The organism is Streptomyces sp. NPDC048600, from assembly GCF_055587025.1.
On the sequence record NZ_JBVJGZ010000002.1, the window covers coordinates 317,922 to 336,319 of the forward strand.

General features: G+C 72.8%; 15 protein-coding genes and 1 tRNA gene. 8 read left to right on the plus strand and 8 right to left on the minus strand.

Translation table 11 applies throughout. The annotated features are described in order from the left end of the window. Positions 1–53: 53 nt before the first annotated feature. Entirely contained in the window at positions 54–740 is a 687-nt protein-coding gene (locus ACZ6SQ_RS03610) for a histidine phosphatase family protein (RefSeq protein WP_469556342.1), read from the minus strand. A gap of 62 nt (positions 741–802) precedes the next feature. Between ACZ6SQ_RS03610 and corA the strand changes: the two genes are divergently transcribed. Continuing rightward, entirely contained in the window at positions 803–1,798 is a 996-nt protein-coding gene (gene corA, locus ACZ6SQ_RS03615; RefSeq protein ID WP_469556345.1) for a magnesium/cobalt transporter CorA, read from the plus strand. A gap of 7 nt (positions 1,799–1,805) precedes the next feature. Here corA and ACZ6SQ_RS03620 read toward each other — a convergent pair whose 3' ends face one another. Together ACZ6SQ_RS03620 and ACZ6SQ_RS03625 are read right to left on the minus strand one after the other, a co-directional pair. Continuing rightward, on the minus strand, positions 1,806–2,594 hold the full coding sequence (locus ACZ6SQ_RS03620; protein WP_469556349.1) for a ferritin-like domain-containing protein: 789 nt from the start codon (positions 2,592–2,594) through the stop codon (positions 1,806–1,808). A gap of 215 nt (positions 2,595–2,809) precedes the next feature. Then, on the minus strand, positions 2,810–3,865 hold the full coding sequence (locus ACZ6SQ_RS03625) for an LLM class F420-dependent oxidoreductase (RefSeq protein ID WP_469556350.1): 1,056 nt from the start codon (positions 3,863–3,865) through the stop codon (positions 2,810–2,812). A gap of 185 nt (positions 3,866–4,050) precedes the next feature. On the opposite strand from ACZ6SQ_RS03625, the gene ACZ6SQ_RS03630 reads away from it, so the two are divergent. Both ACZ6SQ_RS03630 and ACZ6SQ_RS03635 read left to right on the plus strand, forming a co-directional pair. After that, positions 4,051–5,037 carry an aldo/keto reductase gene (locus ACZ6SQ_RS03630; protein ID WP_386377060.1) on the plus strand — a complete coding sequence of 329 codons (987 nt, stop codon included), beginning with the start codon at positions 4,051–4,053 and terminating at the stop codon, positions 5,035–5,037. Further along, positions 5,034–7,391: a helix-hairpin-helix domain-containing protein gene (locus ACZ6SQ_RS03635; protein WP_469556353.1), complete on the plus strand. Its 2,358-nt coding sequence runs from the start codon at positions 5,034–5,036 to the stop codon at positions 7,389–7,391. The genes ACZ6SQ_RS03630 and ACZ6SQ_RS03635 overlap by 4 nt, the downstream gene beginning before the upstream one ends. 161 nt (positions 7,392–7,552) lie before the next feature. On the opposite strand, the gene ACZ6SQ_RS03640 is transcribed toward ACZ6SQ_RS03635, so the two are convergent. Then, on the minus strand, positions 7,553–8,341 hold the full coding sequence (locus ACZ6SQ_RS03640) for a hypothetical protein (RefSeq protein WP_469556356.1): 789 nt from the start codon (positions 8,339–8,341) through the stop codon (positions 7,553–7,555). Between the two features lie 47 nt (positions 8,342–8,388). Between ACZ6SQ_RS03640 and ACZ6SQ_RS03645 the strand changes: the two genes are divergently transcribed. Continuing rightward, positions 8,389–8,577 carry a DUF5703 family protein gene (locus ACZ6SQ_RS03645; protein WP_386377056.1) on the plus strand — a complete coding sequence of 63 codons (189 nt, stop codon included), beginning with the start codon at positions 8,389–8,391 and terminating at the stop codon, positions 8,575–8,577. 62 nt (positions 8,578–8,639) lie between these two features. Here the strand turns inward: ACZ6SQ_RS03645 and ACZ6SQ_RS03650 are convergent, their stop codons facing one another. From ACZ6SQ_RS03650 to ACZ6SQ_RS03660, 3 genes are all read right to left on the minus strand, one after another. Then, complete coding sequence (locus ACZ6SQ_RS03650) at positions 8,640–9,422, minus strand: chaplin (RefSeq protein ID WP_469556360.1); 783 nt, start codon at positions 9,420–9,422, stop codon at positions 8,640–8,642. 111 nt (positions 9,423–9,533) lie between these two features. Then, positions 9,534–9,767 carry a chaplin ChpH gene (gene chpH, locus ACZ6SQ_RS03655; RefSeq protein WP_469556363.1) on the minus strand — a complete coding sequence of 78 codons (234 nt, stop codon included), beginning with the start codon at positions 9,765–9,767 and terminating at the stop codon, positions 9,534–9,536. Positions 9,768–9,924: 157 nt separating this feature from the next. Beyond that, on the minus strand, positions 9,925–11,250 hold the full coding sequence (locus tag ACZ6SQ_RS03660) for a M20/M25/M40 family metallo-hydrolase (RefSeq protein WP_469556366.1): 1,326 nt from the start codon (positions 11,248–11,250) through the stop codon (positions 9,925–9,927). Between the two features lie 253 nt (positions 11,251–11,503). Here ACZ6SQ_RS03660 and ACZ6SQ_RS03665 point away from each other — a divergent pair. The 4 genes from ACZ6SQ_RS03665 to ACZ6SQ_RS03680 all read left to right on the plus strand — a co-directional run bounded on the left by ACZ6SQ_RS03665 (position 11,504) and on the right by ACZ6SQ_RS03680 (position 17,573). Next, positions 11,504–11,588 (plus strand) — tRNA-Leu (locus tag ACZ6SQ_RS03665). Positions 11,589–11,857: 269 nt separating this feature from the next. After that, positions 11,858–15,715 (plus strand): Pls/PosA family non-ribosomal peptide synthetase, encoded by a 3,858-nt coding sequence (locus ACZ6SQ_RS03670; RefSeq protein ID WP_469556369.1) that lies wholly within the window; start codon positions 11,858–11,860, stop codon positions 15,713–15,715. A 68-nt stretch (positions 15,716–15,783) separates the two neighbouring features. Next, complete coding sequence (locus ACZ6SQ_RS03675) at positions 15,784–17,157, plus strand: M1 family metallopeptidase (protein ID WP_469556372.1); 1,374 nt, start codon at positions 15,784–15,786, stop codon at positions 17,155–17,157. A gap of 2 nt (positions 17,158–17,159) precedes the next feature. Continuing rightward, positions 17,160–17,573: a YchJ family protein gene (locus ACZ6SQ_RS03680; protein ID WP_469556374.1), complete on the plus strand. Its 414-nt coding sequence runs from the start codon at positions 17,160–17,162 to the stop codon at positions 17,571–17,573. Positions 17,574–17,638: 65 nt separating this feature from the next. Here the strand turns inward: ACZ6SQ_RS03680 and ACZ6SQ_RS03685 are convergent, their stop codons facing one another. Further along, entirely contained in the window at positions 17,639–18,340 is a 702-nt protein-coding gene (locus tag ACZ6SQ_RS03685; RefSeq protein WP_469556376.1) for a FadR/GntR family transcriptional regulator, read from the minus strand. Positions 18,341–18,398: the final 58 nt, after the last annotated feature.

An 18,398-nucleotide genomic window follows, 5' to 3' on the forward strand; every position in this document is an offset into this window, starting at 1 on the left:
TGGTGGGCGGGCGGGGTGCTACTGCGACCGCTTCACCCTACTGCGGCCGACGATCACGGTGCGCCCGCGCCGCCCCCGACGGTGGCCTGGTCGCTCGGGGGTTCCTCGCGCGGCGCGAGGGAGGCGAAGTCGCCGGTGTCGCCGAGGCGCACGAGAAACGGCCTGAGCCGGGTGTAACGGATCGCGGTGATGGAACACGGTTCGACAGAGATCCGTTGGAAGAGGTCGAGATGAAGTCCGAGTGCGTCGGCGACGAGCGACTTGATGATGTCGCCGTGCGAGCACATGAGATAGACGGCGTCGGGGCCGTGGTCGCGCTCCACGCGCGCGTTCCACTCGCGTACGGCTTCGGCGGCGCGGTGCTGCATGGCGCGCATCGACTCGCCGCCGGGGAAGGCGGCCGCGGTGGGGTGGGCCTGGACGACCTCCATGAGGGGTTCGTCCTTGAGTTCGGCGAGTTTGCGGCCGGACCAGTCGCCGTAGTGGCATTCGCCGATGCGGTCGTCGGTGTGGGCGGTGCGGCCGCCGCGGGCGGTGAGGAGGGGCTGGATCGTCTCCTGGCAGCGTTGCAGGGGGCTGGTGACGATCTCGTGGAGGGGGAGTTCGGCGAGGCGGGCGGGCAGGGCGGCGGCCTGGGCGAGTCCGCGTTCGTCGAGGGCGACGCCGGGCGTCCAGCCGGCGAGGAGTCCCGCGGTGTTGGCGGTGGAGCGTCCGTGCCGGACCAGGAGCAGCGTGGGCATGCGGCCCAGCGTAGGCGCAGCGGGGGGTGCGGCGGCGGGCGCCGGGGAGGAGAATTCGCTCCGTGATCGTGGACTGCGCGATTTACCGGCACGGGAGGCGGACGAAGGCCCCCGAGGACCTGTCCGACGCGCTGGACGAGGCGCGGGCGGCGGGCGGTTTCATCTGGATCGGGCTGCACGAGCCGACCGAGCGGGAGTTCGACCTGGTCACGGAGGAGTTCGCGCTGCATCCGCTGGCGGTCGAGGACGCCCTGTCGGCGCATCAGCGGCCGAAGCTGGAGGTGTACGACGACTCGCTGTTCCTGGTGCTGAAGCCGGTCGTGTACGAGCCGGACAGCGACACGGTCACCTCCGGCGAGGTCATGGTCTTCCTCGGCGACTGCTTCGTGGTCACCGTGCGGCACGGCGAGGGTTCACCGCTGGCTGCGGTCCGGCACCGGCTGGAGGAGGAGCCGGAGATGCTGGCGAAGGGTCCTACGGCGGTGCTGTACGCGATCACCGACGCGACCGTCGACCACTATCTGGAGGTCGCGGACGAGTTGCAGACGGACCTGGGCGGGCTGGAGGCGGAGGTGTTCTCGCCGGAGCGGGGCGGGACGCGGCACACGGCGTCGCGGATCTACACCTTCAAGCGGCAGGTGCTGGAGTTCCGGCGGGCGACGGGTCCGCTGGCGCTGCCGCTGGTCAAGCTGGCGGGGACGGGTCCGTTCGGGCTGGCGGTGCCGTTCGTCAATCAGAAGGCGCAGCCGTACTTCCGGGACGTGGGGGACCATCTGACGCGGGTGAACGAGTCGGTGGAGAGCCTGGACCGGCTGGTGTCGGACATCCTGTCGGCGCATCTGGCGCAGACGAGCGTGCGGCAGAACGACGACATGCGGAAGATCTCCGCGTGGGCGGCCATGGCTGCGGTCCCGACGATGATCGCGGGGATCTACGGCATGAACTTCGATCACATGCCGGAGCTGCACTGGGTGTGGTCGTATCCGGCGCTGATCGCGCTGATGGCCGCCCTGGAGGTGGGTCTGTACCGGCTGTTCAAGCGGCGGGGCTGGCTGTAGGGGCCGGTCAGGCGAACTCGGGGGCGGTGGTGGCTGGTCCGCCGAGGGCGTCGCGGCGTTCGGGCATCGTCAGGGAGACCATGCGGCGCCAGCCGGCGAACCGTTCCCAGGCGTAGTCGGCGTGGATGCCGGCGGCGAGGACGGCCGACTTGGCCCTCGGCCAGCCGAGGATGCGGCCCATGTGGTCCATGACGGCGAGGCTGACGTCGCGGTAGACGCGGATCTCGGCGAGGGCGCACTCGCGCAGGGTGCGCTGGATGGCGCGGCCGTGGCCGGCGTGGGCGTAGCGCAGGAGTTCCTCGTGGCAGTAGGCGAGGTGGTTGTCCTCGTCGCCGGAGATCATCTTGACGGCGCGGCCGATGTCGGGGTGGTCGGCGAAGTGCTTGCGCAGCAGGTCCATCTGCTCGGCGGCGCGCTGTTCGGTGACGCGGCTGTGGGAGAGGTAGGTGACGATGTCCTGGACGGTGAGCGGTTCGTCGCGCTTGAGCTTGTCGTGGGCGAGACCGATGCCGTTGCGTTCCAGCAGCATCGTGTAGTCGGTCTCCGGGGGTACGGCGACGGGCTGGAGGCCGCGCTTCTTCAGCAGGGCGTTGAAGATCCGGCCGTGCTTGTCCTCGTCGGCGCCGTGCCGGGTGATCTTGGGGGCCAGGCCGCGTTCGCTCGCCGGGACGAGGGCGGCGATGCGGGCGTTCTCCCAGCCGCCCTGCGACTCGCCGCTGGCGGCGATGGAGCAGAACAGCCGGAACGATTCGTCGTTGTCGAGGATCTCCTGGAAAAGACTCTTGGCCGAAAGCATCTGAGGCACCTCTCTGCTCTCCGCGGGTTCCGCGAAGCCCGCGAAGAACGAGTCAAATGCGCCGTCAGGGTGGTCGCAACAGGTGTGTAGGACAACTGCGCCAAAAGGAGGACGCGCCGAGGGCGTAACCCGGGCGTGGTCCGGCGCGTTGTGCTGCGTGACGGCCGTGGCGGGGAAGACCCCCGAGCCCCCACCACGGCCGCTGAAATCTCTCCCTACGCGAGTCCCGCGCGCTCCATGGCCTCGACGCCGGCCCGCAGGGCGGTGAGCCGGTCGTCGAGGGTGAAGCCGGCGGGCGTGACGGTGAGGGTGGTGACCCCGGCGGCGGCGTAGGCCTTCATGCGGTCGGCGATGCGGTCGACGGAGCCGAGCAGCGTGGTGCGGTCGATCAGGTCGTGCGGTACGGCGGCCGCGGCGCCCTGCTTGTCGCCGGACAGGTACTTGTCCTGGATCTCGGCGGCCGCCTGCTCGTATCCCATGCGCTGGGCGAGGTGGTTGTAGAAGTTCTGCTTGCGGCTGCCCATGCCGCCGACGTAGAGGGCGGTGTAGGGGCGGAAGAAGTCGGCGAGCAGCGGGACGTCCTTGTCCTCGCCGACGGCGAGGGGCAGGGTCGGGCAGACGTCGAAGCCTTCGAGGGTCTTGCCGGCCTTCTCGCGTCCGGCGCGCAGGTGGCGGATCGCGGTGTCCTCGATGTGGTCGGCGGAGGGGAAGATCAGCAGGGCGCCGTCGGCGATCTCGCCGGTCTGCTCCAGGTTCTTCGGGCCGATCGCGGCGATGTACAGCGGGATGTGCTCGCGCTCGGGGTGCACGGTCAGCTTGATCGGCTTGCCGGGGCCGCCGGGCAGCGGCAGCGTCCAATGCTCGCCCTCGAAGGAGAGGCGCTCGCGGGTCATGGCCTTGCGGACGATCTCGACGTACTCGCGGGTGCGGGAGAGCGGCTTGTCGAACTTGACGCCGTACCAGCCCTCGGAGACCTGGGGGCCGGAGACGCCGAGGCCGAGGCGGAAGCGACCGCCGGAGAGGGAGTCGAGGGTGGCGGCGGTCATCGCGGTCATCGCGGGCTGCCGGGCGGGGATCTGGAAGATGGCCGAGCCGACGTCGATCCGCTCGGTCTGGGCGGCGACCCAGGTGAGCACGGTGGCGGCGTCGGAGCCGTAGGCCTCGGCGGCCCAGCAGACGGCGTAGCCGAGCTTGTCGGCCTCCTTGGCGACGGCGAGATTGTCGGAGTCCATTCCGGCACCCCAGTAGCCGAGGTTGATCCCGAGCTGCATGCCAGATCCCCTTTTACTGATCAGTAACGTCCCTGTTCCGGAGACAGTAGCCCACCCGCGCAGGCGGGGGCAGGGGCACGCGCGGCGGCATGCCGGGGCCCCGCGGGCGGGTGCCGTGACGATCATCGAAACCCGTTGTCCACAGGCCCCCACGTGGAAGGCTCTGGCCAGTACTCTCGGCGTCCATGGAGCAGAGGCATCTCGGCCGCACCGGCCTGCGTGTGTCCCGTATCGGTCTCGGCACCCTGACCTGGGGCAGGGACACCGACGAGCACGACGCGGCTGACCTCTTGAAGACCTTCTGGGAGGCCGGCGGGACCCTGGTCGACACGGCGGACGTCTACGGCGACGGGGAGGCCGAATATCTGCTCGGGCGCCTGATGGAAGGGCTGGTGCCGCGCCGGGACCTGGTGATCTCCACCAAGGCAGGCAGCGTGCCGGACCCGTACCGCCGGTTCGACGGCTCGCGCGGTCATCTGCTCGCCGCGCTCGACGCCTCGCTGACCCGGCTGGGCACCGACTTCGTCGACGTCTGGCACGTCCACGCCTTCGACTCCTCCACCCCGCTGGAGGAGACCCTCCAGGCGCTCGACCTCGCCGTCAGCAGCGGCCGCGCGCGGTACGCCGGGGTGTCCAACTTCTGCGGGTGGCAGCTGGCCAAGGCCGCGACCTGGCAGCTGGCCGCTCCCGGCACCCGGACCCGGCTCGCCAGTACGCAGATGGAGTACTCCCTCCTTCAGCGCGGCATCGAGCGCGAGGTGCTGCCGGCCGCGCTGGACCTGGGCATCGGGCTGCTGCCCTCCTCGCCGCTCGGGCGCGGGGTGCTGACCGGGAAGTACCGGGGGGACGCGCTGCCGCCGGACTCGCGGGGCGCCTCGGAGCATCTGGCCCCGTTCGTCGAGCCGTATCTCGACGACACCGCGAGCCGGATCGTGGACGCCGTGACGACCGCGGCGGACGGGCTCGCCGTGACGCCTCTGCAGGTGGCCCTCGCCTGGGTGCGCGACCGGCCCGGGGTGGCGGCCCCGATCGTCGGCGCGCGCAACGCGCAGCAGCTCACGGCGGCATTGTCAGTGGAGGCCCTTAGTCTTCCTGACGAGATCTGCCGGGCGCTCGACGATGTGTCGGCGCCCGTGCACCGCTATCCCGATCACGACTGGAGCACGCTGTGAGCACGGAGCCGGAGACCACCACCGGGGACACCGCCGCGCCGGACACACCGTCCGCCGCGGCGGCGGAGACGGACGGGGCGGTGGAGGGCTCCGGGGTGCCGGCCGAAGGCGCGGAGGATTCCGTGAGCGCCGAGGGTGCGGAGGGTGCCGGGGGTGCCGAGGGCGCGGAAGGCCCTGGGGACTCGGAGGGCGCTGAGGAATCGGAGGGGGCCGGCGAGGGGGCCGGGGCGGACGAGGGCGGTGCGGCTGCCGAGGGCGGTGACGGCGCGTCCGGCGAAGGCGCGGCCTCCGATGTGTCCGAGGCGCAGGCCGAGCTGGCCGCACAGCGGGTGGAGCGGGAGCGGATCGAACGGCGCAGGGCCGAGCGGCAGGGTCCCATCGACAGTGGGGCCAAGCTGAGCGGCAGGGCCGCCGATCTGCTCGCCGCCGTGCGTGCGGTCGAGGGCGGTGCCGCGCCGACGGCCACCGTGTTCGCCACGCCCGAACCGCCCCGCCGCCCGGCGGCACCCGAGCCGGTGCGACGGCCGCAGCCGGTCCCGGTCTCCCCCGGCCCCGCGTCGGGCGCCCCGGCGCCGGAGACGGTCGAGGCCGTACGGGCCGTGCTGAGCCGCGGCGGGGCACCCGAGGCCCTCGCCGCCCAGGTCGCGGCCGCGCTCGGGGAGTCCGCCGCGGAGCAGCTGGGCGAGGACCCCTGGCAGTTGCTGCGGGTGGCCGGGGTGCGGCCCGAGCAGGCAGACGGGTTCGCGCGTGCCCTGCTCGGCGCCGAGTGCGGGCCGGACGACGAGCGGCGCGGCCGGGCCGTCACCGGCTGGCTGCTCGAACAGGCCGCCCTGGCCGGGCACACCGCCCTGGAGCTCCCCGCGCTCACCGCAGCCCTGGCCCAGCGAGGTGTCCCCGACCCGGACGGGGCCGTGCAGAACGCCCTGACGGAGGGCGACGCCCTGGCCTTCCAGGACGCCCTCGACGAACCCGGGGCCGGCCCGGCCGCCGACCGCCGGGCAGAGGCCGCCGACGACGACGGCAACGAGGACAGCGACGAGGACGGCGAGGACAGCCGCCCGGTCCGGGTGCTGGTCGGCCTCGAGCGGTACGCGCTCGCGGAGGAGAGCCTCGCCGACGGTCTGTCCCGGCTGATCAACTCCGCTCCCAAGCAGGACGGTTCGGCCGAGGAGTGGGAGCGGGCCGCGGCCTCCGCCCAGGGTTCCGCCGCCGAGCTGATCCGCGCGGCCGGCGGCCACGGACTGGTCCTGCACACCGGCGGCGACGCCTCCCTCGCCGAACCGGCGGCTCTGCTCGGCGCGGTCCGGGGCCTCGGCCTGCGCGCCTGGGCGGCGGCCCACAGCCCGGTCGGGCGCGGTCGTTTCGGCGCGCTGCCCGGCGCCCTCGACACGGCCGGATCCGGTGTCGCCACCCTGGCCGGGCTGCTGTCCGGCGCCGAGGGCCCGGGCCGCGACACGGACGGAGCGCTGGACCTCGACCTCCTCGTCGTGCTCGACGCTCCTCAGCTGGACGTCGAGACCGCGGCCCTGATCGCCGAGTCCCTGCCCGACGGGGCGCGGCTGGTGCTGAGCGGTGACCCCGGTGTGCTGTGGTCCGCGGGCCCCGGGCGGGTCTTCGCCGATCTGCTCGGCGCGCGGGTCTGCCCCCAGGTCGCCTCGCGCCGGCCCGACCCGGGTCCGCTCGGCGAGCTGGTGTCCGGCATCGGCATCGGCGAGCTGAACCAGGTCGAGGCACCCGGCAAGGAGATCGTCATCGTGCCCGTGCGGAACGCCGGCGAGGCCGTGCACCGCACCGTGCAGCTGGTCGCCGACTCCGTGCCCCGGGCGTTCGGCGTGCCCGTCGAGCAGACGGTCGTGATCACCCCGGGCCACGGCGGCGCGGCGGGCACCCGCGCGCTCAACGCGGCCCTCAAGGAGCGGCTCAACCCCGGCCCCGGACGGTTCGGCGGCTTCGACCCCGGTGACCGGATCGCCTACTCCCCCGCCCCCGGCCGCACCCTGCCCGGGCATGTGGTGAACGCCGACGCGGACGGGCTGCATCTGTCCTGCGCGGGCGAGGCCGTCGTCGTCCCCAGGGACCGGGTCGAGGGAGCTGTGCGGCACGGGTGGGCGCTCACCGCGCACCAGGCCGTCGGAGGCCGCTGGCCCGCGGCCGTCGTGGTGCTGCCGGGCGACGCGGTCCAGGCCCTCAGCCGGCCCTGGGTGTACACGGCGTTCGGCCGGGCCGACCGCCATCTGTCCGTGGTCCAGGGCGTGGAGCAGGCCCTGCCGCGCGCGGTCGCGGAACTCCCCGCGAAGCCCCGCACGACCCGTCTGACGGCTCTGCTCACGCCCCGGGCGGCGGACCGGGACTGAGACGCCCGGGAGAGGCGTCCGGGAGGGCCGTCAACGGGACTCCGGAGATTCACCCGGCCTCTTCAGGACGACGACGGCGGCGGTCGCGGGGTGTCCACGCCCCGCGGCCGCCGCCGTCACATCACCACGCCGTCAGGCGTCACCGCCGGTCCGGCCCTGCCTCAGCGGTCCGCTTCCAGTCGCTCCAGCTCGTCCGCGCCGCGGGCATCGAACTCGTAGTCCTCGGCCTCGTCGATCTCGTCCTCCTCGGGGTCCTCCCCGTCCTCGCCGTCCGTGACGTCTTCCTCGTCGTCCAGCTCGTCGTCGAGCTCGCCGTCCTCGCCGAGCTCCCCGCCCTCGCCGTCTTCGTCGTCCTCCTCGTCGAAGACCGCGCTGACGTCGAAGCGGCAGATCACCTGCTCGGGGTCGACGTGGTCGAACGGTGTCTCCAGCCACTCGCCCGGGTCGGCCGGCTCGTCGGAGGCGGTCAGCCACAGCGTGGAGTCGCCCTCCTCCAGGCCGAACTCCTTGTGGCGGCTGGCGATCTCGTCCGGCTCGTACTCGCCGAAGAGGACGGTGAGCGCGCCCGGGACGGTGGCGGCGGCATCCGCGCCGTCGTCGTAGTCCGCGGCCTCGACCCGCTCGGCCTGGGCCAGCAGCCGCTGCGGCTCCACCACGGCGTAGTCGCGGCGGATGAGCACGCTGATCGCGTTCGGCTCCTCGGGGCCCGTGTAGGACTGCGCGGAGTCGGCACCGGGGATCTCGAAGGGCGTGACCTCGTCGTAGCGGTCGTAGAGCAGCTCGTCGTAGGCCTCGGCGGCCGCGGCCAGCTGGTTGAACGCCTCGTAGACGGCCGGGTCTTCGTCCCCCGACCGGCGTTCGACCGCGGCCAGGTGGCGGTCGAGCGCGGTCTTGACCGCCTCGGCGGCGGCGCGTACCTCGGCAGCGGTGGGCTGCGCAGCATCAGACATAGTGCAGACGCTATCCGTACCGGACCCCAGCCCGCACAATAGATGCGATGCCGGAATACGAATTTGTCGACGTGTACGTACCGCGCGGGGTCTCCCGCAAGGACGCGGCACGTCTGCTGACCGACCATGCGGAGTACGGACACTGGGAGTTGGACCGCCTGAGCCTGATGCGTGACGGCAGCCGCAGGGTGCGGTTGCGGCGGCGGATCATCCGCCAGGTGCGCGCCACCTGGTGAGAAAATCGGCGGAAACGGATCGGGCCCCGCAGCTGCGGGGCCCGATCCGTCTGTGAGGTGTGTTACGCCGCTACGCGCTTCCTGCGGTAGAGGACGGCGCCGCCGAGTACGGCCGAGAACCCGATGGCCGCGGCGGCACCCATGGGCAGTTCGGCGCCGGTGGCGGCGAGCTGGCCGCCGTGCGGCTGCGGTACCGAGTGACCCGGGGGCGGTGCGGCCTCCGGGGTGCGGTGACCGGGGGTGGGCGGGTGCTCACCCGGGGTCGTCGGGGGGTGGCCGGGGGACGGCGGGATGTTGCGGTCCTCGGGCGGAGAGGGCGGCGTGCCGTAGCCGTCGTCGGGCGGGGTGCCGTAACCGCCGTCGGAGGCGCACTCGTTGCCCATGGCGGGGTTGGCGATGCCGATGATGTCGACGCTGTTGCCGCAGAGGTTCACGGGGGCGTCGACGGGTGCCTGGACGTTGTTGCCGGAGCCCACGCCGGGCGAGTGGCTGGTGCCGCCGTGCGCGCCCGAGCCGCCGGAGTGGCCGTGGCCGCCCTGGTGACCGCCGCCCGCGTGGCTGCCGCCGTGGGTGCCGCTGCCCTGGCCGCCCTGCGAACCGCTGTGGTTCGCGCACGAGTTGCCCATCGCCGGGTTGAGCGCTCCGACGACGTCGACGGTGTTGCCGCAGACGTTCACCGGGACGTGCACCGGCGCCTGGACGGAGTTGCCGGACAGCACGCCCGGCGAATTGGACGCCGTGCCGCTCGCGCCGGAGCCGGCGTGCGCGGCGGGTGCGCCGGCGGCGGCGATCACACCGGTCGCCGCCGCCATGGTCATGAGGCCCTTGCGGGTGACCTGTCGCATGTACTGATTCCCTGCCTTTCATGCAAAAGCCGCGGAAAAGACCGGACGGCCCCGGAGCGCGGGAAGGGCGCTCCGGGGCCGACGGGGTGGACGCCCCTCAGCGGGTGGACGTCACTGGTTGACGCAGGTGTTGCCGAAGGCGGGGTTCAGCAGCCCGATCACCGAGATCGTGTTGCCGCAGACGTTCACGGGGATGTGGACCGGGACCTGAACGACGTTGCCGGACGCGACACCCGGGGAGTGCGCGGCGACACCCTGGGCTCCCGAGTCGGCGACGGCGAGGCCCGCACCCGCGAGAACCAGCCCACCAGTGGCAGCCGCAGCAGCGACGACCTTCTTGATCATTATTCCTCCTTGTTGGCAAAGCGATACCAAAATGCGGATCGCATCACCAGTAACGAGGGGGCGTGATTAGGGCTACGACCCTATGAGCGCATTCACCCTTCCTGGTCATCTCTGCACATGCGGCCGAATTCTCAAGTGCCGTTTTCCGAGGGGTTGATCAGGACGCGTCGAGGAAGCGGTCGAGCACACGTACGCCGAACTTCAGGCCCTCCACGGGCACCCGCTCGTCCACGCCGTGGAACATTCCGGCGAAGTCCAGCTCCGGCGGCAGCTGGAGCGGCGCGAAGCCGAAGCAGCGGATGCCGAGGTCGTCGAAGGACTTGGCGTCGGTGCCGCCGGACAGCATGTAGGGCACGGCGCGGGCGATGGGGTCCTCGGCGCTCAGGGCGGTCTGCATGGCGTCGACGAGCCGGCCGTCGAAGTCGGTCTCCAGGGCCTTGTCGCCGTGCACGTCCTCGCGCCTGACGCGCGGGCCGAGGATGCGGTCGAGGTCGGCGAGGAACTCCTCCTCGTAGCCGGGCAGGAAGCGGCCGTCGACATGGGCGGTGGCCTGGCCGGGGATGACGTTGACCTTGTAGCCGGCGCCGAGCATGGTGGGGGCGGCCGAGTTGCGCAGGGTGGCGCCGACCATCTTGGCGATGCCGCCGAGCTTGGCGAGGGTCTCGTCCATGTTCTCGGGGTCGAGTTCGGTGCCGAGGGCGTCGGAGAGCTCGTCGAGGAAGGACCGCACGGTCTTGGTGACGCGAACGGGCCACTTGTGCCGGCCGAGCCGGCCGACGGCCTCGCAGAGTTCGGTGATGGCGTTGTCGTCGTTGGTCATCGAGCCGTGTCCGGCGGTGCCGTCCACGGTGAGCCGCATCCAGTGCATGCCCTTCTGGGCGGTCTCGACGAGGTAGAGGCGCAGCTTCTCGTTGACGGTGAAGGAGAAGCCGCCGACCTCGCCGATCGCCTCGGTGACGCCCTCGAACAGGTCGGGGTGCTTGTCGACGAGGTGGCGGGCGCCGTAGGTGCCGCCGGCCTCCTCGTCGGCGAGGAAGGCGAGGACGATGTCGCGCGGGGGCCTGCGGCCGCTGCGCAGCCGGTCGCGGACGACCGCGAGGGTCATCGCGTCCATGTCCTTCATGTCGACGGCGCCGCGGCCCCAGACGCAGCCGTCGGCGATCTCGCCGGAGAAGGGGTGGTGGGTCCAGTCGGCGGCGTTGGCCGGGACGACGTCGGTGTGGCCGTGGATGAGCAGGGCCGGCCGGGAGGGGTCCTCGCCCTCGATACGGGCGACCGTGGAGGCGCGGCCCGGGTGCGACTCGATGATGCGCGGTTCGAGGCCCACCTCCGCGAGTTTCTCCGCGACGTACTCGGCCGCCTTGCGCTCGCCGGGGCCGGAGTGGTCGCCGTAGTTGCTGGTGTCGATCCGGATCAGCTCGCGGCAGAGGTCGACGACCTCGTCCTCGCCTGTGACGCCGCCGGCCTTGCCCGTCTGGCTCACGCTGGATCCTCTCGCTGTCGCTGCTGGTGGTCCCCCTCATCCTCCCTCTCCGCCGCCCTTGCCCCAAGACCGGTGCCGGCCCGACACACTCCGTTCACGCCGTGGGGGCCCTCGCGGGAGACGGCGTCCGGCGGGCGGGAAGGCGGCGGACGGGCCGTGGGTGCGCGCACCCGCACCCGTGATCGGCCACCCCGGAAAGCCTGGTAATGTTTACGACGTCGCCGCGGGGGAAACCCCGCACGACACACACCTTGTCCGGGTGGCGGAATGGCAGACGCGCTAGCTTGAGGTGCTAGTGCCCTTTATCGGGCGTGGGGGTTCAAGTCCCCCCTCGGACACTTCGGCGATGAGGGCCGTGACCTTTGGTCACGGCCCTCACGCGTTGTGTGGGGCATCTCTCGTTGTGTGACGGAGCAGCAGGTCAGGGCCCTGACGATCGCACGCCCTCGTCGCCCGAACGGTCCCGCCCAGTGGTCTTCACCCCTCGTTCAACTTAGCTTCGTACTAAAATTTCCGGCTTGTTACGTTGCTGGAGCCGGACAACCCCAGGCAGACCTGCGGGCCCGCCAGCGCCCCGGAGGTCTCCGGGAACGAGACGCGAGGACCGATGGCAGCCACTCACGAGAGCAGCGCTCTCGATCTGCTCGACGTAGAGATCCGCGAACGCTTCGGTGACACGGCACGCTTCTCCGGAGGCCCGGCGGCCTCTCCCCGCACCCTCGTCGACATCCTCGACGCCTCTGTGCGCTCCTTTCCCGACGAGTTCGCGCTGGACGACGGCCGGACACGGCTGACGTACCGGGCGCTGGCCGCGGAGGTCGAGCGGCTGCGGCGTTCCCTCGGCGCGGCGGGTGTCGGTCTCGGCGACCGGGTGGGCGTGCGGGTGCCGTCCGGGACGAACGATCTGTACGTGGCGATCCTGGCCGTGCTGGCCGCCGGTGCCGCCTATGTCCCGGTGGACGCCGAGGACCCGGACGAGCGGGCCGAGCTGGTGTTCGGGGAGGCGGAGGTCCGGGCCGTGATCGGGGCCGGGCACGAGCTGACCGTGCACGGCCGCTCCGAGGTGCCCGCCGCGCGGCCCACCGTCGCGCACGACGCGTGGATCATCTTCACCTCCGGCTCCACCGGCAAGCCCAAGGGCGTCGCCGTCACGCACGAGAACGCGGCCGCGTTCGTCGACGCCGAGGCCGCCCTGTTCCTGGCCGACGAGCCGATCGGACCCGGCGACCGGGTGATGGCCGGGCTGTCCGTGGCCTTCGACGCCTCCTGCGAGGAGATGTGGCTGGCCTGGCGGTACGGGGCGTGCCTGGTTCCGGTGCCGCGCTCGCGGGTGCGCAGCGGCGCCGACCTCGGGCCCTGGCTCGCCGAGCAGGACATCACCGTCGTCTCCACGGTGCCGACCCTGGCCGCGCTGTGGGAGCCGGAGACGCTGGACGACGTACGGCTGCTGATCTTCGGCGGGGAGGCGTGCCCGCCCGAGCTGGCGCAGCGGCTGGTGACGGAGGGCCGTGAGGTCTGGAACACCTACGGGCCGACCGAGGCGACCGTGGTGGCGTGCGCGTCGCTGATGAGCGGCGTGGGTCCGGTACGGATCGGGCTGCCGCTGAACGGCTACGAGCTGGCGGTCGTCGACGAGGCCGGGCAGCCGGTGGCGATGGGCGACAGCGGTCAGCTGGTGATCGGCGGGGTCGGGCTCGCCCGGTATCTGGACGCCGGGAAGGACGCGGAGAAGTACGCGCCGCTCGCCTCGCTGGGCTGGGAGCGGGCGTACCGCAGCGGTGACCTGGTCAGGGCCGAGCCGCAGGGGCTGGTCTTCCTCGGGCGCGCGGACGAGCAGATCAAGCTGGGCGGCCGGCGGATCGAGCTGGGCGAGGTGGACGCGGCGCTCCAGGCGCTGCCGGGCGTGGCCGGGGCCGCGGCGGCGGTGCGGACCGCGGGCGGCGGCAACCAGCTGCTCGTCGGGTATGTCGTGACGCAGGACGGCTGGGACCACGCGGCGGCCGTGGAGCGGCTGCGGGCGGCGCTGCCGGCCGCGCTGGTGCCGCTGCTGGCGCCGGTGGAGGATCTGCCGACCCGGACGTCGGGCAAGGTGGACCGGGCCGCGCTGCCGTGGCCGCTGGAGGGCCTGGAGACCGGTGGCCGGGCCGCCGAGGAGCTGTACGGCACCGAGGCGTGGCTGGCCGGGCAGTGGACCGAGGTCCTCGGCATCCCGGTGGGCAGTGCCCGGGACGACTTCTTCGCGCTGGGCGGCAGCAGCCTGGGCGCGGCTCAGCTGGTGACGCGGCTGCGTACCCGTTTCCCGGGCGCGGCCGTGCTGGACATCTATCAGCAGCCGGTGCTGCGCAAGCTGGCGCGGCGACTGGAGGAGTCGGCGCAGGACGACCGTGAGGGCCGTGAGGTGGCGCCGGTGGCCCGGCGTGCGCAGGCCGTGCAGCTGCTGGTGCTGCTGCCGCTGTTCACGCTGCTCGGGCTGCGCTGGTGGGTGCCGCTGGCGGTGGCGGGGAACCTGATGCCCGCCTACGGGTTCCTGCCGACGGCGTCGTGGTGGCTGCTGGGGCCTCTGGCTGTCGTGCTGTTCAGCCCGCCCGGGCGGCTGGCGATCGCCGCGGGCGGGGCGCGGCTGCTGCTGCGCGGGGTGCGGCCGGGCCGCTACCGGCGCGGCGGCTCGGTGCATCTGCGGCTGTGGGCGGCGGAGCGGCTGGCCGAGTTCAGCGGGGCGACCTCGCTGACCGGGGCGTGGCTGCTGCGGTACGCGCGGGCGCTGGGCGCGCGGATCGGGCAGGACGTGGATCTGCACTCGCTGCCGCCGGTCACCGGGCTGCTCAAACTGGGCCGGGGCGCGGCGGTGGAGTCGGAGGTGGACCTGTCCGGTCACTGGCTGGACGGGGACCGGCTGGTGATCGGCGCGGTGAAGGTGGGCGCGCACGCCACGGTCGGTACGCGCAGTCTGCTGTTCCCGGGCGCCCGGGTGGGCAAGCGGGCCGAGGTGGCGCCGGGTTCCGCGGTCGACGGGGCGATCCCGACCGGGCAGCGCTGGGCGGGCGCGCCCGCGGTGAAGCTGGGCAAGGCCAAGCGGAACTGGCCGAAGGAGCGTCCGGCGCGTGGCCCGGTCTGGCGGGCCGTGTACGGGGTGTCGGGGCTGGTGCTGGGGCTGCTGCCGGTGCTGTCGGGTGCGGTGGCGCTGGCGGTGGCGAGCCTGTTCGTGACGTCCGGGGAGCCGCTGCGGGGCGCCGCCCTGGCGCTGGTTCCGGCGACGCTGGCGTACGGGGTGACGTACGCGCTGCTGATCCTGGTGGGGGTGCGGCTGCTGAGTCTGGGGCTGCGCGAGGGCGTGCATCCGACGCACAGCAAGGTCGGCTGGCAGGCCTGGACGGTCACGCAGCTGATGGACCGGGCGCGCGAGACGCTGTTCCCGCTGTACGCCGGGCTGGTCACGCCGGTGTGGCTGCGGCTGCTGGGGATGCGGATCGGGCGGGGCGCGGAGGTGTCGACCGTGCTGGCGCTGCCGAGCCTGACCACGGTCGGCGAGGGCGCGTTCCTGGCGGACGACACACTGACCGCGCCGTACGAGCTGGGGCGCGGCTGGATGCGGATCGGGCGGGCGGAGATCGGGCGGCGGGCGTTCCTGGGCAACTCGGGGATGACCGCGCCGGGCCGCAGTGTGCCGGAGGGCGGTCTGGTGGGCGTGCTGTCGGCGACGCCGAAGAAGGCGAAGCGGGGCACGTCGTATCTGGGTCTGCCGCCGGTGAAGCTGCCGCGCAGCGCGGACGCGGGTGACCAGAGCCGGACGTACGAGCCGCCGGCGCGGCTGCGCTGGGCGCGGGGGCTGGTGGAGCTGTGCCGGCTGCTGCCGGTGTTCTGCTCGGCGGGGCTGGCCGTGCTGACGGTGGCCGCGCTGTGCGCGCTGGGGCCGTGGGCGCCGCTGCTGTCGGGTCCGGTGCTGCTGGGCGCGGGTGCGGCGGCGGGGCTGGGGTCGGTGGTGGCCAAGTGGCTGCTGGTGGGCCGGCACCGCGCGGGTGAGCATCCGCTGTGGTGCGGGTTCGTGTGGCGCAACGAGCTGGCGGACACGTTCGTCGAGGTGCTGGCGGTGCCGTGGCTGGCCGGGGCGGTGCCGGGGACGCCGGTGCTGACAGTGTGGCTGCGGGGGCTGGGCGCGCGGATCGGGCGGGGTGTGTGGCTGGAGAGCTACTGGCTGCCCGAGACGGATCTGGTGACCCTGGGCGACGGTGCCACGGTCAATCGGGGCTGTGTGCTCCAGACGCACCTCTTCCACGACCGGATCTTGCGGACGGATACTGTGGTCCTCCGTGCGGGCGCGACGCTGGGTCCTGGCGGGATCGTCCTGCCCGGCTCCACGGTCGGCGCCCGTGCCACGCTGGGCCCGGCGTCGCTGATGATGGCGGCGGAGTCGGTTCCCGACGACACCCGCTGGCTGGGCAATCCGATCGAGTCATGGCGTCGGTAGGTGCGGCCTGCGCCGCGCACGGGGACGATGGACCTCGTACGAGCAAGGCGCAGGGAGCAGACGCGGCAGTGGCAGTTCAGCAGACGGCGGGCCAGGACCCGTACTTCCCGGGCAACGGTGATCCCCGGTACCGGGTGCATCGCTATGAACTCGCGGTGGACTACCGGCCCGGCCCCAACCGTCTGTCCGGCACGGCCCGGATCAACGCCATAGCGGGGCGTGCGCAGCTCGCCGAGTTCCAGCTGAATCTGGCGGACTTCAAGATCGGCCGGGTGCGGGTGGACGGCCGTCAGCCGCACTACACGCATCGTGGCGGGCGGCTGCGGGTGCGGCCGTCGAAGCCGGTGCGGGCCGGGGCGGCGTTCACGGTGGAGGTGCACTGGTCGGGCAACCCGAAGCCGGTGGCCAGCCCGTGGGGCGGCCTCGGCTGGGAGGAGCTGGCGGACGGGGCGCTGGTGGCGAGCCAGCCGGTCGGGGCGCCGTCCTGGTACCCGTGCAACGACCGGCCCGCGGACAAGGCCTCGTACCAGATCTCGATCACCACGCCGTCGGCGTACTCGGTGGTGGCGGGCGGCCGGCTGCTGACGCGTACGGCGAGGGCGTCGACGACGACCTGGGTGTACGAGCAGGCGGCGGCGACGTCGAGCTATCTGGTGGGGCTGTCGATCGGCAAGTACCAGACGGTGATCCTGGGTGATCCGGGGCCCGGCGGGGTGCCGCAGCACGGGCACATCCCGGCGCAGCTGCTGCCGGAGTTCTCCCGGGACTTCGCGCGGCAGCCGCTGATGATGGAGCTGTTCCAGGAGCTGTTCGGGCCCTACCCGTTCGACGAGTACGCGGTCGTGGTGACGGAGGAGGAGCTCGATGTGCCCGTGGAGGCGCAGGGGTTGTCCTTGTTCGGCGCCAACCATGTGGACGGGGCGCGGGGTTCGGAGCGGCTGATCGCGCACGAGCTGGCGCATCAGTGGTTCGGCAACAGCGTGTCGATCGCGGACTGGCGGCACATCTGGCTGAACGAGGGCTTCGCCAAGTACGCGGAGTGGCTGTGGTCGGAGCGCTCCGGCGGCCGCACGGCGCAGCAACTGGCCTCCGTCGCGCACCGGTTGCTGTCGGGGCTGCCGCAGGATCTGAGGCTGGCCGACCCGGGCCGCAAGCTGATGTTCGACGACCGGCTCTACGAGCGCGGCGGGCTGGTGGTGCACGCTCTGCGCTGCGCGCTGGGCGACGACGCGTTCTTCCGGATGCTGCGCGGCTGGGTGTCCCTGCACCGGGGCGGGGCGGTGACGAGCGCGACGCTGCGGGCGCATGTGGCCCGGTACGCGGTGGAGCCGCTGGACGACCTGTTCGACGCGTGGGTGCACGGTACGGCTCTGCCGCCGCTGCCCGCCCCGGGTCCCGGGGTGCCGTCGATGCCGTCGTACCCGCCGAGCGCTGGAGCCTGAGCATGAGCAAGTCCGCCCGTCGCAGGGGCCGTTCCACGTCCGCGCGGACCGTCTCGTGTCCGTGCGGGCTGCCGGAGGCGTACGAGGCCTGCTGCGGCCGCTTCCACTCCGGGCTCGCCGCGGCGCCGAGTGCCGAGGCGCTGATGCGTTCGCGCTACTGCGCGTTCGTGCGGCTGGACGAGGGGTATCTGCTGCGGACCTGGCATCCGCGGACGCGGCCCGCGGCGCTCGGCCTGGATCCGGGGATGCGCTGGACGGGGCTGGAGATCCTGGGGGCGGAGAACGGGTCGGCGTTCCACAGCACGGGGACGGTGACGTTCCGGGCGTCGTTCGAGGGCGGGTCGCTGCACGAGCGCAGCCGGTTCGAGCGGGTCGAGGGGGCGTGGGTGTACGTGGACGGGGAGTTCCTGGACTGAGCGGGCCGGGCGGGCCCCCGGCGCGGGGGCACGCGGTCCTGGATGTGCGTGCCCGGCTGCCGCGTTCAGGGAGCGAGTACGTCCAGTTCCCGCAGGGCGCCGACGGTGATCTCCCGGGTGAGTTCCTCCGCGCGGTCGGCCTCGCGGGCGCGGACGGCCTCGGCGACCTGGACGTGCAGGGTGACGGCCGCGGGGTCGGGGTCCTCGAACATGACGTCGTGCTGGGTCCGGCCGGTGAGGACCTCGGCGACCACGTCGCCGAGGCGGGCGAACATCTCGTTGCCGGAGGCCGTGAGGACGACCCGGTGGAAGGCGATGTCGTGGAGGAGATAGCCCTCCAGCTGGTGGCCGCGTGAGGTGGCGACCATGCCGAGGGCGCACTCGGTGAGCTCCGCGCACTGTTCGGCGGTGGCCTGGAGGGCGGCTAGGCGCGCCGCGACGGGTTCCACGGCGCAGCGCAGCACGGTGAGCGAGCGCAGCTGGCGCGGGCGGTCGGCGCCGGCCAGCCGCCAGCGGATGACCTCGGGGTCGTAGACGTTCCACTCGCACTCGGCCTGCACGGTGACGCCGACGCGGCGGCGGGACTCCACCAGGTGCATCGACTCCAGGACCCGGACCGCCTCGCGCATCACGGAACGGGAGACGTCGAAGCGCTGGGCGAGTTCGTCGGTGCGCAGCACACTGCCCGCCGGATAGACGCCGGCGGTGATCTCGGGGCCGAGGGTGTCCAGTACACGGCCGTGCAGTCCGCGGCCCGGTGTGGTCATGGACACAGGGTACGGGGGTCCCCAGGGGAACAAAAAGTCAGACTTATTTGTCACACCT

Coding starts and splice junctions, on each gene's coding strand:
- chpH (WP_469556363.1), bottom strand. CDS start 9,767: ATGATCAAGAAGGTCGTCGCTGCTGCGGCTGCCACTGGTGGGCTGGTT.
- ACZ6SQ_RS03630 (WP_386377060.1), top strand. CDS start 4,051: ATGGAGCAGAGGCATCTCGGCCGCACCGGCCTGCGTGTGTCCCGTATC.
- ACZ6SQ_RS03625 (WP_469556350.1), bottom strand. CDS start 3,865: ATGCAGCTCGGGATCAACCTCGGCTACTGGGGTGCCGGAATGGACTCC.
- ACZ6SQ_RS03680 (WP_469556374.1), top strand. CDS start 17,160: ATGAGCAAGTCCGCCCGTCGCAGGGGCCGTTCCACGTCCGCGCGGACC.
- ACZ6SQ_RS03640 (WP_469556356.1), bottom strand. CDS start 8,341: ATGTCTGATGCTGCGCAGCCCACCGCTGCCGAGGTACGCGCCGCCGCC.
- ACZ6SQ_RS03670 (WP_469556369.1), top strand. CDS start 11,858: ATGGCAGCCACTCACGAGAGCAGCGCTCTCGATCTGCTCGACGTAGAG.
- ACZ6SQ_RS03610 (WP_469556342.1), bottom strand. CDS start 740: ATGCCCACGCTGCTCCTGGTCCGGCACGGACGCTCCACCGCCAACACC.
- ACZ6SQ_RS03685 (WP_469556376.1), bottom strand. CDS start 18,340: ATGACCACACCGGGCCGCGGACTGCACGGCCGTGTACTGGACACCCTC.
- ACZ6SQ_RS03650 (WP_469556360.1), bottom strand. CDS start 9,422: ATGCGACAGGTCACCCGCAAGGGCCTCATGACCATGGCGGCGGCGACC.
- ACZ6SQ_RS03645 (WP_386377056.1), top strand. CDS start 8,389: ATGCCGGAATACGAATTTGTCGACGTGTACGTACCGCGCGGGGTCTCC.
- ACZ6SQ_RS03620 (WP_469556349.1), bottom strand. CDS start 2,594: ATGCTTTCGGCCAAGAGTCTTTTCCAGGAGATCCTCGACAACGACGAA.